Genomic DNA, 16,716 nt, shown 5'->3' on the forward strand with positions numbered 1-16,716 from the left:
CCACCTCTCCCCTCCGACCCGGATGGATCATGCCAGTGGGCACCGACAGTTTTCGGCCGCCTCCACCTGGGTAGTCGATCTAGGAGCGGAAACGCCACGAGGGAGGACCACACGATGCCACGCCCCACTGCGGAAGACCACGGCCTCAGCACGCTGTCCACGGCCGAAGCACTGCGCGTGTTCGGCGGGGTCGCGCTGCCGACGATCGCCGGTGGCGTGATCAAGCGCCTGCCGCCGATGATGGCGGCCGCGGAGAAACTGCGCGTGGACGAAGGCGCGGACCGCGTGCTCCGGCGCCTGCGTGACCGGCACGGCGACGGGCCGCTGCTGATCAAGGCGCCCGGCCGGACCTTCGTGCTCCCGCTGTCCTCCGCCGACGCCGGGCGGGTGCTCGACGAATCGCCGTCCCCGTTCACCCCGGCGAACCTGGAGAAGAACGCGGCGCTTTCACACTTCCAGCCCCACGGCGTGCTCATCTCACGGGGCGCCGAGCGGGACGTCCGCCGCCAGTTCAACGAGAACGTGCTGGAAACCGGCGAACCGCTGCATCACATCGCGCCCGCGGTGGCGGAGAAGGTGCACGAGGAAGCGGGCCGGATGCTGGAGCTGGCGGAAGTCGGCGGACGGCTGGACTGGGACGCGTTCAACCTGGCGTGGTGGCGGATCGTGCGCCGGGTGGCGCTGGGTGACGCCGCCCGCGACGACCACCGCACCACCGACCTGCTCGCGCGCCTGCGGTTGCGCGCGAACCTCGCCTACGGCTTGAAGAAGAACAAGGCGGTGCGCGAGGAACTCAACCAGCGCCTGCGGGCGCACCTGGCCCGCGCCGAGAAGGACAGCCTCGCCGGGGTGGTGGCGCAGGCGCCCGCGCAGCCGGAGACCGATCCGGTCGGGCAGCTCCCCCACTGGCTGTTCGCCTTCGACGCGGCGGGGATCACCTCGTACCGGGCGCTCGCCCTGCTCGCCACGCATGCCGCCGAGCGTGAGAAGGCACGCCAGGATCAGGGTCCGCTGCTGCCGTACCTGCGTGGCTGCCAGCTGGAATCGGTGCGGTTGTGGCCGACCACGCCGATGATCCTGCGTGACTCCACAAAGGACACCGAGTGGGACGGCGGCACGCTGCCCGCCGGGTCCACCGTGGTGATCTTCGCCCCGTTCTTCCACCGGGACGAGGAGGAACTGCCGTTCGCGGACCAGTTCGTCCCGGAGATCTGGCTCGACGGGCGGGCGAAGCAGCACCCCGCGCTCGTGCCGTTCAGCGCGGGCCCTGCCGAATGCCCGGGGCGGAACCTGGTGCTGCTGGTGACGAGCACGTTGCTCTCGGCGCTGTTGCAGCGGGCCGACTTCACCATGGTCTCGCGGCCGCGGCTGGACCCGGCTCAGCAGCTGCCGTCCACTTTCGACAACTTCAGCCTGGAATTCGACGTCACAGCACGGCGACCGCGGCCTTGAGGTCCGCGACGAAGGCGGCGTAGGCCTCGTCGCGTTCGCGGGAGCGCAGGATCGACGACGGGTGGACCGTGGCCACGGCCTTGGCGTCGTGGTCGCCGGGCAGCTCGAGGACTTCGCCGCGGCGCTCGGTGATGCGGAAGTCGGGGCCGAACAACGCCTGGGCCGCCGTGGCGCCGAGCAGGATGACGAGATCGGGTTGCACCGACGCGAGTTCGGCGTCCAGCCACGGGCGGCAGGCGACGATTTCCGTGCGGCCGGGCTTCTTGTGGATGCGCCGGGAGCCCCGCTCGTCGCGGCGGAACTTGAAGTGCTTGACGGCGTTGGTGACGTACACGCCTTCGCGGTCGATCCCGCTCTCGTCGAGCGCGCGGTCGAGGAGACGCCCCGCAGGTCCGACGAACGGCTCCCCGCGGCGGTCTTCCTGGTCACCGGGCTGCTCGCCGATCATCATCGTGCGAGCCTTGCGCGTGCCCTCACCGAACACGGTCTGGGTGGCGTCGCGGTAGAGGTCGCAACCCCGGCAGCCGGCGGCGGCTTCTCGGAGACGGGCCAGATCCTGGGACGCGGGCACGAATTCGGCCGCGGATTTCGCCGTGGTAGCCACGGAACCGGGGTTACCCGCCCGGGCGGGCCGGAAAACGTGTTACGGGCTCGAGGGCCGCGAGAGGTGCCGTGAAAGCCACATTCACGGCGAATTCCGCCGTGAAAGCCACATTCACGGCACCTCCCCGAGGACCACCTCCTGCGCAACCGCCGCCCGGGCACCCTTCAGACGACCCCGCCCAGACCCCACCCCACCCCGGTCCACAGCCAAAACACGGCGGGGGCACCGATGTCAAGGCATCATTCCCGCCTTGACATCGGTGCCCCCGCCGTAGTCACACTGAAAAACCGGGGCGGGAACCCCGTCTACCCCCTAGTACGAAAGGGCTTCCACGAGTTCACCCGTCGCCGGGTTCGGCAGGGCCCTGGCCACGTCGGCCTGGCTCACCACGCCGATGAGGTCGTGGCCGTCGATCACCGGCAGGCGGCGCACCTGGTGCTCCGACATGGTCCGCAGGATCTCCTCGGCGTCGTCGTCCGCGCCGATGGTGACGGCTTCGCCCTGCGCCAGGTCGCCCGCCTGGATGGCACGCGGGTCCTTGCCCTCGGCGAGCACCTTCACCACGATGTCCCGGTCGGTCAGCATGCCCTTGAGCCGGTTGTCCTCACCGCAGATCGGCACCGCGCCCACCCCGAGGTCGGCCATCTTGCGCGCGGCGTCCAGCGCGGTCTCCGAGGTGCGCACGCACTCGGCACCACCGCTCATGATCTCTCGTGCCTTGGTCATCAGTCACCTCCAGATCGGTTCCCTCGCCCCCGGCATACCCGGCGCGAAGCCACCTACACACGTGTCAGCCTTCCGCCGATTTCGTCACGTCGGCGAGCTTTTCCGACGGGGTGGTGGGCTGCGCCTTCTTGCGGAACGGCGACACGTGGTTCTCCTCCCGCCAGCGCTGCGACATGTGCGGATAGTGCAGTTCGAACGCGGGCCGCTCCGAGCGCACGCGCGGCAGCTCGGTGAAGTTGTGCCGCGGTGGCGGGCAGGTGGTCGCCCATTCCAGCGAGTTGCCGTAGCCCCACGGATCGTCCACTTCGGCCGGTTCGCCGTAGCGGTAGCTGCGCAGCACGTTCCACAGGAACGGCAGCACGGACAGCCCCAGCACGAACGCGCCCACCGTGGAGATCATGTTCAGCACCACGAAGCCGTCGGTCACCAGGTAGTCGGCGTAGCGGCGCGGCATGCCTTCGTCACCGAGCCAGTGCTGCACCAGGAAAGTGGTGTGGAAGCCGATGAACGTGGTCCAGAAGTGCAGCTTCCCCAGCGGTTCGTCGAGCATCCGCCCGGTAAACTTCGGGAACCAGAAGTAGATCCCGGCGAAGGTGGCGAACACGATCGTGCCGAAGAGCACGTAGTGGAAGTGCGCCACCACGAAGTACGAGTCGGTGATGTGGAAGTTCAGCGGTGGCGCGGCGAGCAGCACCCCGGTCAGCCCGCCGAGCAGGAAGGTCACCATGAACCCGATGGCCCACAGCATCGGCGTCTCGAAGCTCAGCTGCCCGCGCCACATGGTGCCGATCCAGTTGAAGAACTTGATGCCGGTGGGCACCGCGATCAGGAAGGTCATGAACGCGAAGAACGGCAGCACCACCGCGCCGGTGGCGTACATGTGGTGCGCCCACACCGCGAACGACAGCGCGGTGATGCTCACCGTCGCCCACACCATCTGCTTGTAGCCGAACAGCGGTTTCCGGCTGAACACCGGCACGATCTCGGTGATGATGCCGAAGTACGGCAGCGCGACGATGTAGACCTCGGGGTGGCCGAAGAACCAGAACAGGTGCTGCCACAGGATCACCCCGCCGTTGGCCGGGTCGAACACGTGCGCGCCGATGTGGCGGTCGGCCAGCAGGCCGAACAGCGCCGCGGTGAGGATCGGGAACGCCGCCAGCACCAGGATCGAGGTGAACAGGATGTTCCAGGTGAAGATCGGCATCCGCCACATGGTCATGCCGGGCGCGCGCAGGCACACCACCGTGGTGGTCATGTTGACCGCGCCGAGGATGGTGCCGAGGCCGGACACGATCAGCCCGCAGAGCCACAGGTCGCCGCCGATGCCGGGCGAGTGGATGGCGCTGGACAGCGGGGTGTAGGCCGTCCAGCCGAAGTCCGGGCCGCCGCCGGGGGTGAAGAACGAGGACACCACGATCAGCCCGCCGAACAGGTAGAGCCAGTAGGCGAAGGCGTTCAGCCGGGGGAAGGCCACGTCCGGCGAGCCGATCTGCAGCGGCAGGATGAAGTTGGCGAACCCGAAGAGGTTCGGGGTGGCGTAGAGCAGCAGCATGATCGTGCCGTGCATGGTGAACAGCTGGTTGTACTGCTCCTGCGAGAGGAACTGCAGCCCGGGGTAGCCGAGTTCGCCGCGCATCAGCAACGCCATCAGCCCGCCGACGAGGAAGAAGCCGAACGAGGTGGACAGGTAGAGGATGCCGATCTGCTTGTGGTCGGTGGTGCGCAGCAGGTTCAGCAGCAGCCCGCCCTTGGTGCCCTGGTACCGCGGCCGGCGCTCGACCGGCCTCGGCCGGATCGTCTCCCGCAGTGCGGCCACGACGGCACCTCCACACGACACCACGTGCGGGCACCCGGGCCGGTTGACACGCCGGTGGGCGGGTACTCGCGGACCATGACGGCAACTCCCGAAGCGGAGGGCCCGCCGATCGTCACCGGCGGTGATCCGCAGCAGTCCACGATACTCGTGTTCGACCCGGACGGACTGGCCAAACACGGTGAACTTCCGGCCACCTGGCGGCCCCTGACCGAGCGCTACCGGATCATCTGGTGCCGGGTCCCGGCCGACGGCGCGCTGACCGAAGCGAGCGAACTGCTCTCCGACGACGGCGGCACGACCGCGCCGGTGTACGTGCTGGCCAGCGGGCGGGCGACGTACCCCGTCCAGCGGCTGCTGGCCGAGCACCCGGACCGCGCCGAAGCGCTGCTGCTGGTGGATCCACCGGACGACGCCGCGGACCAGGGGCGCGTGATCGCCCGCAGCGAGGGCGGTCCCCGCGATCGGATTCCGCCGCCGCTGCCGCTGGGTCACCCGGACGTGGTGGCCGCGCTCGAACGCGCGATCAGCTAGCCGCGAACTGGTCGAACGCCTTCTTGGCCGGGAGCAGCACCCCGGCGAGGCCGATGGTCAGGTCGAGCGCCTGACTGGAGACCATGTCGTTTTCGAGGTCCGACATCGCCGTCCGGCCCGCTTCCGTGGCGGCGGTGAGGTCCTCGTGGTCACCCGCCGATCTGGCCCGGCCCAGCCGGGCGGTCGCCTCGATGAGCGCCGCCAGCCGCCCTCGGCTGGCCTCGTTCGGGTAGCGGTAGGCGTCCTCGTTGCGCACGGCGTGGTCGAGGGCCTCGGTGAGTTCACGGACGTGTGGCCACGCCGCGCGCAGGAGCACCATCAGGTCGTGCCAGCGCGCGACGTGCGCCGCCCGGCCACCCGAGCGCGAACGCGGGTTGAAGCGCACGCTTTCCGCGCCCCAGCCGCTGGCTTCCTCGGCGCGGTGGAGCAGTTGCTCGGTGTTGCGCGCGCGGGCCACCCAGGACGAAGAGTCGGGCTTACCGGATTTCCTCAGCCCCGCGGCGATGTCGTCCAGCAGGGCCGCCAGTTCTTCCGCCAGCGCGTGCGTGGCCGCGGCGGTGCTCCGCGTGTACACGGGCGGGAAGATCAGCGCGTTGACCGCGACCCCGATGACCGCGCCGAGCACGGTCTCCCCGATCCGGTCCAGGCTCAGCATCAGGTTGTTCGTGCTGCCGTAAGTGATCAGGAGCAACGCGGTCACGCCGACCCACACGCCGCTGCTGCCGAACCCGCGCCAGCGCCCGACGAGCAGGCCGACCACCACCGCCAGGCCGAGCGCCACCGCCTGCCACGGCACCACGAGCCCGGCCAACGCGGCCAGCACCACCCCGAGCACCACGGCCCCGACCTGCTGCAACGCCGTCCGCACCGAGCGGTACACGGTGGCTTCCACCAGGAACACCGCCGCGTACGGAGCGAGGAACGGCTGGGGAAGCCCCCACCACTCCGCCGCGACCAACCACGCCAGCACCGCCGCGACGGCGGCCTTGACCGACTGGAGCACCGCCGTCCGGCGCCAGTGATCAGCCACTCGGCACTCTCTGGACGGCACCTTCCACGCAGTAGACGGCGTAAGCCGACCGGATGATCGGCTGGGCCACGTTGCGCACCCGCACCCCGCCCGGGGTCACGCCCTGTTCGCAGCCGAAGTGCGCGTGCCCGTGCACGGCCAGGTCCACACCGGTCGCGTCGATCGCCTCACCCAGCTGGTAGGCGCCGAGGAACGGGTAGATCTCCGGCGGCTCCCCGCGCAGCGTGCCCGGGATCGGCGCGTAGTGCGTCAGCGCGACCTTCACGTCGGTGTGCAGCGCCGCCAGCGACTCGCGCAGCCGGTCGGCCAGCGCCACCGAATGCCGGACGAAGTTCTTCATCTCCGGCTCGCCGAACGCGCTCGCGCACTTGCCGGCGAACCCGCCGCCGAAGCCCTTGATCCCGGCCACGCCGAGCGTCTGCCCGTCGACCTCCAGCGTCACGCTGTTGCCCTCGAGCACGGTGATCCCGTGCTGCTCCAGCAGTTCGGTGATCTCCTCCTCGGCGTCGCTGTGGTAGTCGTGGTTGCCCAGCACGGAGATCACCGGCACCGGCAGGTCGGCGAACTCCTCGGCGACCACCTTCGCCTCGTCCACCGTGCCGTGCCGGGTCAGGTCCCCGGCCAGCAGCAGCACGTCGGCGTGCTCGCCGGCCTGTTCCAAGGCCGGTCGGAGCCGCCCGCGGGCGTCCTCGCCCAGGTGCACGTCCCCGATGGCCGCGATCCGGATCACCGCAGTTCCTCCCTCGCCGTCGGCTCGCCCACCGCCGCGACCCGCAGGTCGTTGTGCACCCGCAGGTCCGGGGCGAGTTCGTGGACCACCTGCTCCAGTTCGGCGCGCCGCGCGTCGCAGGCGACCTCGCCGGACAGGTGCACGTGGTCGGCGCGGATGTCCACCCGCACGCCCATCTCCGTGGTGCGCTCGTCCTCGGCGATCGCCCGGCGCAACCGGGCCGCCCAGTACTGGGGCACGTCTTCGGGGTGTTCTGTGCTCATCGCTGGCCCTCCACCACATCGAGTTCGCGCAGTAACATGAGAAAGGCGCGCGCGTACGCGGATTCGCGCGTCTGGTCGGCCACCCGCGCCCAGTCGACCTGCTCCCGCAGTTCCCTGGCGATCGGCAGCAGCCCGGTGAAGTCGCACCGGTGCGGGCCGAGCACGAGCAGCTTGTCGGTCATCAGGTCGGTCCCGGTCACCACCGGCGCCATCGTCGCGCCGATGCGCATCGACTCGGCGCGGTCCAGCGTCTCGTCGGTGACCTCGCGGTGGTTCGGCCGGAAGATCAGGTCGACGAGGATGTCGCCGTCGTAGACCTTGGTCAGCCAGTCCTCCGGCGGGTCCACCGGGACCATGCCGGTCTCGGTGAGCGCGCGGCTCGCCTTCTCCGCGTCCGACTCCTTGATCAGCACGTCGACGTCGTGGTCCGAGGGCGGCCCGCCCCGCGCGTAGACCGCGAAGCCGCCGGCCACCGCGAACCGGATCCCTTGGTGCGTCAACGTGTTCGCCACCCGCGTGAGGGTGTCGAGCAGGTCCTTCTCCGCCACGGTCACCCCGCAGGACTACCCGCTCGGCGCGCGGTCAATCCCCGGCCCGCGTTTGCCCAGCTCCACCTCGGGTAACCGGTGGGGGCACCCGAGGAAAGGCTGAACCGTTGCCCGACGCCACGCCGCCGGCCCGGTACCGCCGGGCCTGCGACTACCTGGCCGCCGCGATGATCTACCTGCGGGACAACGTGCTGCTGCGCGAACCGCTGCGGGCCGAGCACCTGAAACCCCGGCCGCTGGGCCACTGGGGCACCTGCCCCGGCCTCACCCTTGTCTACAGTGGACTGAACCGGCTGGTGCGCGAGACCGGCAGGCGCACCCTGCTCGTCACCGGGCCCGGCCATGGCGCGCCCGCCATCCACGCGAACCTCTGGCTCGAAGGCACCCACGCGGAGTACGACCCGCGGCTGAGCCTGGACGAACGCGGGCTGACCGAGCTGGTGCGCCGGTTCTCCTGGCCGGGCGGCTTCCCCAGCCACCTCTCCCCCGAGGTGCCCGGGGTGATCCACGAGGGCGGCGAGCTGGGTTACGCGCTGGCCACCGCGTTCGGCGCCGCGCTGGACGACCCCGGCCTGCTGGTCGCCTGCGTGGTCGGCGACGGCGAGGCGGAGACCGGGCCCACCGCGGGCTCCTGGCACGGCGCCAAGTTCCGCACCCCCGGCGTGGACGGCGCGGTGCTGCCGATCCTGCACCTCAACGGCTACAAGATCGCGTCGCCGACGATCTACGGCACGATGTCGGACGAGGAGCTGACCGACTACTTCCGCGGCTGCGGCTGGGCCCCGCTCATCGTCGACGTGACCACGGCGGCCGACCCGGACAAGCTGCTGGCCGACGCGCTGGACACGGCGTACGCGGGCCTCGAGGACGAGCGGCCGCCGATGATCGTGCTGCGCAGCGCCAAGGGCGCCGGCGCCCCGGAGGAGGACGCCGACGGCAAGCCGCTGGCCGGGACGTTCCGCGCGCACCAGGTCCCGCTGACCGGTGCCGCCGACGACCCCCGCGAGCTGGCGCTGCTGGAGAAGTGGCTGCGCTCCTACGGGCCGGAGGAACTGTTCGACGAGCACGGCCGCCCGGCCGACGACCTGCTGGCCGTGCCACCGGAGGGCGATCTGCGCCTCGGCCGGGTTCCCCAGGCCAACGGCGGTCAGCTGCGGGAACCCCTGCCGCTGCCCGAGCTCGAACGCTTCGCCGAGCCCGTGGACGAACCGGGTGGCAGCGAGGCCGGGCCGACGAGCGTGCTCGGCGTCTGGCTCGCCGAACTGATGCGCGAGACCGAACAACGCCGCGACTTCCGCATCATGTGTCCCGACGAACTGGAGTCCAACAAGCTCGGCGCGGTGCTGGAGGCGACACCCCGCGCGTTCGCCCGCGAAGCCCCCGGGTACGCCGAGCACCTCGGGCGCGGTGGCCGGGTGATGGAGGTGCTCTCGGAGCACCTGTGCCAGGGCTGGCTGCAGGGTTACCTGCTGACCGGGCGGCACGGGCTGCTGGCCACCTACGAAGCCTTCGCCTCCGTGGTGGACGGTATGGCCAACCAGTACGCCAAGTTCCTCAAGATCTCCGCCGAGGTCGGCTGGCGCACCCCGGTGCCGAGCCTGAACTATCTGCTCAGCAGCGACGGCTGGCGCCAGGAGCACAACGGTTACAGCCACCAGGGCCCCGGTTTCATCAACTCGATGCTGAACAAGAAGTCCTCGGTGGCGCGGGTCTACCTGCCGCCGGACGCGAACACGCTGCTGGTCACCCTGCGCCGCTGCCTGGACACCACCGGGCTGATCAACGTGGTGGTCTCGGGCAAGCAGCAGAGCCCGGTGTGGCTCGGCCTGGACGAGGCCAGGGCGCACTGCCAGGCGGGCGCCGGGGTGTGGTCGTGGGCGAGCACCGACGGCGGCGAGGGCCCGGACGTGGTGCTGGCCTGCGCCGGGACCACGCCGACGACCGAGGTGATGGCCGCCGCGTGGCTGCTGCGCCGGTCGGCGCCGGACCTGCGGGTGCGCGTGGTCAACGTCGTCGACCTGCTCGCGCTCGCCCCGCGTGACCGGCACTCGCACGGCATGAGCGACGAGGAGTTCGCCGCCTGCTTCGGCGAGGACGTGCCGGTGGTGTTCGGCTTCCACGGCTACCCGTCGGCCGTGCACGAGGTGCTGCACGGCCGGGCCGGGCCCAACCGCTTCCACGTGCACGGCTACCTGGAAGAGGGCACCACCACCACGCCGTTCGACCTGCTGGTGGTCAACCGGATGAGCCGGTACGACCTGGCCGCCGCGGCGCTGTCGCACGCCGGCGGCTGGAGTTCGCGGGGCGGCGACCTCGCCGACGCCCTGCTCCGCGAACGGGACGAGCTGCGGCACCGCGCCTACCGGGATGGCGAAGACCCGGCCGAATTCACCCAGTGGAGGTGGTCGTGATGTTGATCCTCACCGTCAATCCCGGCTCGTCGAGCCTGCGGGCCCATCTGGTCGACACCACGGACCACCGCGTGGTGGACGCCGCCGAGATCGGGCACCCGGCCGACTCCGACGAAGCCCGCAAGGAGCTGCGCGAGCTGCTCGACCGGATGCCGACGGACGCGATCTCCGCGGTCGGGCACCGGCTGGTGCACGGCGGCCCGGAGCTGACCGAGGCGGTGGCCGTCGACAACGAACTCTGCGAGAAGGTACGCGGGCTGACCTCGCTGGCCCCGCTGCACGTGCCGAACACGGTGGCGTTGCTGGACTTCCTGCGGACGGAGATCCCGGAACGCCCGCACGTGCTCTGCCCGGACACGGCATTCCACCACGGACTGTCCGAGGTCGCCCGCACCTACGCGCTGCCTCGGCAGTGGCGGGACGACTGGGGCCTGCGCCGCTACGGGTTCCACGGCATCTCCTTCGCCTGGGCGCTGCTGCGGGCCAGTGAGCTGCTCGGCAAGCCCGCGGAGTCACTGAACCTGCTGATCGCGCACCTCAGCGGCGGCTCGTCGGTCTGCGCGGTGCGCGGTGGCCGCAGCGTCGACACGTCGATGGGTTTCACCCCGCTGGAGGGCCTGGCGATGGCCAAGCGCTCCGGCACGGTCGATCCCGGCATGCTGGTGTGGTTGCTGCGTGAGCAGAAGCTGACCTTGGAGGAGCTGGAACACGGGCTGCAGCACGAATCCGGGCTGCTCGGCTTGTCCGGTGGGCTGTCCGAGGACACCCGTGAGCTGGTGCGCGCCGCTCGTGACGGAAACGACCGCGCGCAGCTCGCGCTGGACGTGTTCACCCATCGCACCCGGCGCGAACTGGCCGGGGTCGCGGCGAGCCTGGACCGGATCGACGGCCTGGTGCTCACCGGGGACATCGGCTGGGACCAGCCGGAGGTCGCCGAGGACATCGCCGCCGGACTCGGCGTGCTCGGGTTCCGGGGCGGACTCGACACCGCCCGCGAAGAGGACGCCGTGATCAGCCGCGGCGGGGTGCCGGTGCTGACCGTGCAGTCCCGTGAAGAACTCCAGCTGGCCATGGAAACCGCCCGCGCCGCCCAGCCGAAGCGGACGTAAGACATTCCCTAGAACGTGGAAACGGCGCACGCTGCACAGCCAGATCGGCATGTACAGCGCGCGCCGTGTCTTTGGCCCCGCCTCCGGCAGGGCGGCGAGGTCGCTCTTGAGCCGCTCCCCGGGCCGGGGCACGCCGTGCCGCTGGGCGGCCCGACGCACCCCAGCCCGGTGACCGGCGCGACCTCGCACGGCCTTGCTCGTCAGGCGGGCTGGAGCAGGATCTTGATCGCCCCGTTGCGCTTCTCCTGGAACATCTTGTAGGCCTGCGGCGCGTCTTCCAGCGGCAGGCGGTGGGTGGCCAGGTCCTCCACGCCGAGCGGGTCGGCGTCGTCGGTGACCAGTGGCATCAGGTCGTCGATCCAGCGCCGGACGTTGGCCTGGCCCATGCGCAGCTGGATCTGCTTGTCGAACAGCTCCATCATCGGCAGCGGGTCGAGCATGCCGCCGTAGACGCCGCTCAGCGAGATCGTGCCGCCACGCCGGACCGCGTCGATCGCCGCGTACAGCACGCTCAGCCGGTCGATCCCGGCCTTCTCGGTCACCTTCGCCGCGATCGGCTTCGGCAGCAGGCCCACCAGTTGCTGGGCCACCTTGCCCGCCGGCGCGCCGTGGGCCTCCATGCCGACCGCGTCGATCACCGAGTCGGCGCCGCGTCCGCTGGTCAGGTCGCGGATCACGCCACCGACTTCGGCCTGGGTGCGCAGGTCCACAGTGGTCACGCCGTGCCGCTCGGCCAGTGTCAGCCGCTCGTCGACCAGGTCGACGCCGATCACCTTGCCCGCCCCGCGGTGCCGCGCGATCCGGCAGCACATCTGCCCGATCGGGCCGAGGCCGAACACGACCACGCTGCCGCCCTTCGGCACGGCCGCGTACTCGACCGCCTGCCAGGACGTCGGCAGCACGTCGGAGAGGTAGACGAACCGCTCGTCCGGCGGGCCGTCCGGCACCTTGATCGGGCCGTACTGCGCCTGCGGGACCCGCAGGTACTCCGCCTGGCCGCCGGGGACCTGGCCGTAGAGCTTGGTGTAGCCGAATAACGCCGCGCCCTTGCCCTGGTCGCGGACCTGGGTGGTCTCGCACTGCGACTGCAGGCCCATGTCGCACATGTAGCAGTGGCCGCACGAGATGTTGAACGGCACCACCACCCGGTCGCCCGGCTTCAGGCCCTTCGCCTCGGGGCCGACCTCCTCGACCACGCCCATCGGCTCGTGCCCGAGGATGTCGCCTTCGCCCATGAACGGGCCGAGCACCTCGTACAGGTGCAGGTCCGAGCCGCAGATCCCGCTCGAGGTGACCCGGATGATCGCGTCCGTGGGTTCGACCAGCTTCGGGTCGTCGACCGTGTCGACCCGCACGTCACGCTTGCCGTGCCAGGTGACCGCCTTCATCTCGTCCTCCGTCCGCGTAAAGACTTCTTGCCCGTCCGGGTGCCCGCCCACCCGCTCGGCAAACTTCCGTTTAACGGCCGATCCGGCGCGGTACCCGAGACGGTATGGCTGACACGGTCGCGGATTTCGTGCTGGACAGGTTGCGGCAGTGGGGGGTGGAGCAGGTCTTCGCCTACCCCGGTGACGGCATCAACGGACTGGTCGCCGCGTTCGGCAGAGCGGACGACGACCCGAAGTTCGTGCAGGCGCGGCACGAGGAGATGGCCGCGTTCGCCGCGGTCGGCTACGCCAAGTTCACCGGCCGCGTCGGTGTCTGCATGGCGACCTCGGGTCCCGGGGCGATCCACCTGCTCAACGGCCTCTACGACGCGAAGCTGGACCACGTGCCGGTGGTCGCCATCGTCGGGCAGACCGCCCGCAGCGCGATGGGCGGCAGCTACCAGCAGGAGGTCGACCTCCAGGCCCTGTACAAGGACGTGGCCAGCGAATACCTGGTCGAGGTCAACGTGCCGGAGCAGTTGCCGAACGCGCTGGACCGTGCGTTCCGGACCGCGCTGACCCAGCGCGCACCGACCGCGCTGATCATCCCGGCCGACGTGCAGGACCTGAAGTACACGCCACCGCAGCACGAGTTCAAGCACGTGCCGTCGAGCCCGCCCGACCTGCCGCAGGCCACCATGGTGCCGCCGCCGGACCAGCTCGCAGCCGCGGCCGAGGTGATCAACGCCGGGGAGAAGGTGGCGGTGCTCGCCGGCCAGGGCGCCCGGCCCGCGGTCGAGGAACTCCTGCAGTTCGCCGACCTGACCGGCGCCGGGATCGCGAAAGCGCTGCTGGGCAAGGACGTGCTCTCCGACGAACTGTCCTTTGTGACCGGTTCGATCGGACTGCTCGGTACCCGGCCCAGCTGGGAGCTGATGCAGGAGTGCGACACCCTGCTGATCGTCGGCTCCAGCCTGCCGTACTCGCAGTTCCTGCCGGAGTTCGGGCAGGCGCGGGCGGTGCAGATCGACCTGGACGGCCGGTTCCTCGGCCTGCGCTACCCCACCGAGGTCAACCTGCTCGGCGATTCGCGGAGCACGCTGCGGGCGCTGCTGCCGTTGCTCACGCGCAAGAACGCGGACGGCTGGCGGGGCAAGATCGAGAAGAACGTCGAACAGTGGTGGGACACCGTCGGCAAGCAGGCGATGGTCGACGCCGACCCGGTCAACCCGATGCGCGTGGTGCACGAACTCTCCCCGCGGGTCCCGGAGAACGCGATCATCGCCGCGGACTCCGGGTCCGCCGCCAACTGGTACGCGCGCAACCTGCGCATGCGCGGTGAGATGCGCGGCTCGCTCTCCGGCACGCTGGCCACCATGGGCTGCGCGGTGCCCTACGCCATCGGCGCGAAGTTCGCCCACCCGGACCGGCCGGTGATCGCGCTGGCCGGTGACGGCGCCATGCAGATGAACGGGCTGGCCGAGCTGATGACGATCGCGCGTTACCGGTCGTTGTGGGCGGACCAGCGGCTGATCGTCTGCGTGCTGCACAACGGTGACCTCAACCAGGTCACCTGGGAGCTGCGGGCGATGGGTGGCGCGCCGAAGTTCGAGGAGTCGCAGAACCTGCCCGAAGTGTCCTATGCGGACTTCGCCCGCGGGATCGGCCTCGGCGGCATCACCGTGGACCGCCCGGATCAGGTCGGCCCGGCCTGGGAGCAGGCGCTCGCCTCGGACGGCCCGACCGTGCTCGACGTGCGCTGCGACCCGGAAGTGCCGCCGATCCCGCCGCACGCCACCTTCGACCAGATCAAGTCGACCACGCAGGCCGTGCTCCGCGGGGACCCGAACGCCTGGCACATGGCGAAGGAAGGCCTCAAGACGAAGGCGCAGGAACTCCTCCCTTAGGCGGAGGCATCTCCGTCCCGCGGGGGAAGCCGCGGCCCCGTTCCTCCTCGAAACTGCCCCCAGGCGGGTTCGAGGAGGAACGGTCATGACGAGCGTAATCACGAAAAGAGCGCTGCCCCGGCCGAGCGGGCCGCACACCCCAGGGCGGGTGGCGCTGCGGCTGGTCGACTGGTCCCGGCCGGATCCCTGGGTGCCGGACCAGCCGTTCCGCGAACTCATGGTGAGCCTCTGGTACCCGTCCGCGGGCGGTGGCCGGCCCGCGCGGTACCTCGGCCAGGGCGCCGCCGCCACGGCGAGCACGGACGACCTGGACCTCACCGCGATCGACCTGCACAGCGTCGACGGCGCGGCCGTGCTGCGCGGGGAGAAGCGGCCCGTGCTGGTGTTCTCGCCCGATCTCGGCTCACCCCGCGACTTCCACACGAGCCTGGTCGAGGACCTGACCAGCCACGGGTACGTGGTGGTGACCATCGACCACACCTACGAGACGGCGGTCGACTTCCCCGGTGGCCGGATCGCCGGGCGGCGGGCGGCGAAGCAGGCCCACCTCGAGGCACGGGTCGAAGACGTGCAAACCGTGCTGGCCAAGCTGACCTCACTGGCCGAAGGCCGCATACCCGGCGACGGGGTCCTGCCGCCGTGGCTCGGTTCGGTCCTGGATCTGGGGCGTCTGGGCGTGTTCGGGCACGGCGCGGGCGGCGGCACCACCGCCGAGGCGATGTACCGCGACATCCGGCTGCGCGCGGGCGTGGTGCTCGACGGCGCGCCACTGCCTTCGACGGGCGGCCACGACCGCCCGATCCTGCTGCTCGGCAGCGAAGGAGCGCAGACCCCGGAGGCGTTCTGGGCCCGTCACCGCGGCTGGAAACGCGAGTTGAAGGTGCTCGGCACCACTCCCCTGTCGTTCACCGACTACGAACCGCTGCTCCCGCACGACCCGGCCCGGCTGGGCCCGACGTCCCCGGGCCGGGTGGTCACCGCGACGCGGACCCACCTGCGCGCGTTCTTCGATCTGCACCTGCGCCGACGAGCCACCCGGCTGTTCGACGGCCCGCTCAGCCGGTGCCCGGAGGTCGTGGTCATTCGCTGACCAGCCGCCGCGAATCGATCGCGTCCCGGCGCAGCCGCGCGGTGTGCTCGGTGACGGCGGCGACCTCGGCGGCGAGCTGCTGGTGACCGGCCTGGAGCTGCTGGTTCGCCTCCGCCAGCGGGGACAGCAGGGCCGCCGCGTCGTCGTCGCCGAGTGCCTGGCGCACCCGGCCGGCGCTTGCCGAGTCGAGCCCGCCGACCGCGCTGACCTGCCCGGCCAGTTGCCGGAGTGAGCCGGAGTTCTCCCGCGCCCAGGTGGCGACCGCGCGTTCGCCCGCACGCCGGTCGCGCTGGGCCCGCACCCGGCCTTCCCCGGTGGCTTCACCCGAGGCCGACGGTTTGAGCCGGAGGTACCGGCGTTCGGCCGCCTGACGGCTCGCGACACCGAGCGCGGGCGCCAGTGCCGCCCAGCTGACGCCTTGCGCGCGGGCCGCCGAGATCAGTTCGGGCTCCCAGCCCGAGATCTCCTCGCGCAGCTCCCGCAACGCGATGAGCGCCTCCACCAGGCTCTCCGGGGTCGCCCCGGACTCCGCCAAAGCGGCGCTGACCTGCCGCAATCGTTGTTCTGGGTCCACGTGTCATCCTCTCGACGACATTCGTCTTGTCATCCTTGTGACGACATGGTAGAACATCCAGTGCGTGTTGACACCCCTTGTTCTCGAACCCCAGGAGGTGGATCCCGATGTTGATGCGCACCGATCCGTTCCGCGACCTCGACCGCCTGACCCAGCAGATGCTCGGCACCGCCGCGGGCACCTGGTCGAAGCCGGCCGCGATGCCGATGGACGCCTACCGCGCCGGCGAGGAGTTCGTGGTCATGTTCGACCTTCCCGGGGTCGACCCCGACGGCATCGAGCTCGGCATCGAGCGCAACGTGCTCACGGTGAAGGCGGAACGGCGGCCCGCGAAGACCGACGGTGACGTCGAGATGCAGGTCGCGGAGCGACCCCTCGGCGTGTTCTCCCGCCAGCTGTTCCTCGGTGACTCACTGGACACCGAGCGCGTCCACGCCGACTACGAAGCCGGCGTGCTGACCCTGCGCATCCCGATCGCCGAACAGGCGAAGCCCCGCAAGATCGCCATCTCCAGCCGCGGTTCCGACCGCAAGGAGATCCAGGCCTGATCCCCGG

General features: G+C 70.8%; 16 protein-coding genes. 7 read left to right on the top strand and 9 right to left on the bottom strand.

The features are described from left to right. Positions 1 to 114 precede the first annotated feature (114 nt). Positions 115 to 1,452: a cytochrome P450 gene (locus tag JOM49_RS36390; protein ID WP_209668666.1), complete on the top strand. Its 1,338-nt coding sequence runs from the start codon at positions 115 to 117 to the stop codon at positions 1,450 to 1,452. Here JOM49_RS36390 and JOM49_RS36395 read toward each other — a convergent pair. The 3 genes from JOM49_RS36395 to ctaD form a co-directional block, all read right to left on the bottom strand. Then, positions 1,427 to 2,056, bottom strand: coding sequence for a UdgX family uracil-DNA binding protein (locus tag JOM49_RS36395; protein ID WP_209668667.1), 630 nt, complete (start codon positions 2,054 to 2,056; stop codon positions 1,427 to 1,429). The genes JOM49_RS36390 and JOM49_RS36395 overlap by 26 nt on opposite strands. Positions 2,057 to 2,368: 312 nt before the next feature. Then, positions 2,369 to 2,782, bottom strand: coding sequence for a CBS domain-containing protein (locus JOM49_RS36400; RefSeq protein ID WP_209668668.1), 414 nt, complete (start codon positions 2,780 to 2,782; stop codon positions 2,369 to 2,371). Between the two features lie 64 nt (positions 2,783 to 2,846). Then, positions 2,847 to 4,592: an aa3-type cytochrome oxidase subunit I gene (gene ctaD / locus JOM49_RS36405; RefSeq protein WP_209672031.1), complete on the bottom strand. Its 1,746-nt coding sequence runs from the start codon at positions 4,590 to 4,592 to the stop codon at positions 2,847 to 2,849. Positions 4,593 to 4,676: 84 nt separating this feature from the next. Between ctaD and JOM49_RS36410 the strand changes: the two genes are divergently transcribed. Continuing rightward, positions 4,677 to 5,132 carry a hypothetical protein gene (locus JOM49_RS36410; RefSeq protein WP_209668669.1) on the top strand — a complete coding sequence of 152 codons (456 nt, stop codon included), beginning with the start codon at positions 4,677 to 4,679 and terminating at the stop codon, positions 5,130 to 5,132. Here JOM49_RS36410 and JOM49_RS36415 read toward each other — a convergent pair. The 4 genes from JOM49_RS36415 to JOM49_RS36430 are packed head-to-tail and all read right to left on the bottom strand — an operon-like array spanning position 5,125 to position 7,709. Continuing rightward, on the bottom strand, positions 5,125 to 6,162 hold the full coding sequence (locus JOM49_RS36415; protein WP_209668670.1) for an FUSC family protein: 1,038 nt from the start codon (positions 6,160 to 6,162) through the stop codon (positions 5,125 to 5,127). The genes JOM49_RS36410 and JOM49_RS36415 overlap by 8 nt on opposite strands. Further along, complete coding sequence (locus tag JOM49_RS36420; RefSeq protein WP_209668671.1) at positions 6,155 to 6,892, bottom strand: metallophosphoesterase family protein; 738 nt, start codon at positions 6,890 to 6,892, stop codon at positions 6,155 to 6,157. The genes JOM49_RS36415 and JOM49_RS36420 overlap by 8 nt, the downstream gene beginning before the upstream one ends. Further along, a complete protein-coding gene (locus JOM49_RS36425; RefSeq protein ID WP_209668672.1) occupies positions 6,889 to 7,155 on the bottom strand; it encodes a BON domain-containing protein in 267 nt (88 codons plus the stop codon). The genes JOM49_RS36420 and JOM49_RS36425 overlap by 4 nt, the downstream gene beginning before the upstream one ends. Continuing rightward, a complete protein-coding gene (locus tag JOM49_RS36430; RefSeq protein ID WP_372444160.1) occupies positions 7,152 to 7,709 on the bottom strand; it encodes a nucleotidyltransferase family protein in 558 nt (185 codons plus the stop codon). Before JOM49_RS36430 ends, JOM49_RS36425 begins: the two co-directional genes overlap by 4 nt. Before the next feature lie 101 nt (positions 7,710 to 7,810). On the opposite strand from JOM49_RS36430, the gene JOM49_RS36435 reads away from it, so the two are divergent. Next, on the top strand, positions 7,811 to 10,114 hold the full coding sequence (locus tag JOM49_RS36435; RefSeq protein WP_245369594.1) for a phosphoketolase family protein: 2,304 nt from the start codon (positions 7,811 to 7,813) through the stop codon (positions 10,112 to 10,114). Further along, a complete protein-coding gene (locus JOM49_RS36440) occupies positions 10,114 to 11,223 on the top strand; it encodes an acetate/propionate family kinase (RefSeq protein ID WP_245369595.1) in 1,110 nt (369 codons plus the stop codon). Before JOM49_RS36435 ends, JOM49_RS36440 begins: the two co-directional genes overlap by 1 nt. A gap of 200 nt (positions 11,224 to 11,423) precedes the next feature. On the opposite strand, the gene JOM49_RS36445 is transcribed toward JOM49_RS36440, so the two are convergent. Next, a complete protein-coding gene (locus tag JOM49_RS36445) occupies positions 11,424 to 12,611 on the bottom strand; it encodes a zinc-dependent alcohol dehydrogenase (protein WP_209668674.1) in 1,188 nt (395 codons plus the stop codon). Between the two features lie 104 nt (positions 12,612 to 12,715). Between JOM49_RS36445 and JOM49_RS36450 the strand changes: the two genes are divergently transcribed. After that, complete coding sequence (locus tag JOM49_RS36450) at positions 12,716 to 14,497, top strand: thiamine pyrophosphate-requiring protein (protein WP_209668675.1); 1,782 nt, start codon at positions 12,716 to 12,718, stop codon at positions 14,495 to 14,497. A gap of 85 nt (positions 14,498 to 14,582) precedes the next feature. Continuing rightward, entirely contained in the window at positions 14,583 to 15,587 is a 1,005-nt protein-coding gene (locus JOM49_RS36455) for an alpha/beta hydrolase (protein ID WP_209668676.1), read from the top strand. Here the strand turns inward: JOM49_RS36455 and JOM49_RS36460 are convergent. After that, entirely contained in the window at positions 15,577 to 16,161 is a 585-nt protein-coding gene (locus JOM49_RS36460; RefSeq protein ID WP_209668677.1) for an HSP18 transcriptional regulator, read from the bottom strand. The two genes, JOM49_RS36455 and JOM49_RS36460, sit on opposite strands and share 11 nt — an antisense overlap. A 107-nt stretch (positions 16,162 to 16,268) precedes the next feature. Between JOM49_RS36460 and JOM49_RS36465 the strand changes: the two genes are divergently transcribed. Then, positions 16,269 to 16,709: an Hsp20/alpha crystallin family protein gene (locus JOM49_RS36465; protein ID WP_209668678.1), complete on the top strand. Its 441-nt coding sequence runs from the start codon at positions 16,269 to 16,271 to the stop codon at positions 16,707 to 16,709. Positions 16,710 to 16,716: the final 7 nt, after the last annotated feature.

The organism is Amycolatopsis magusensis, assembly GCF_017875555.1.
GTDB classification, from domain to species: Bacteria; Actinomycetota; Actinomycetes; order Mycobacteriales; family Pseudonocardiaceae; genus Amycolatopsis; species Amycolatopsis magusensis.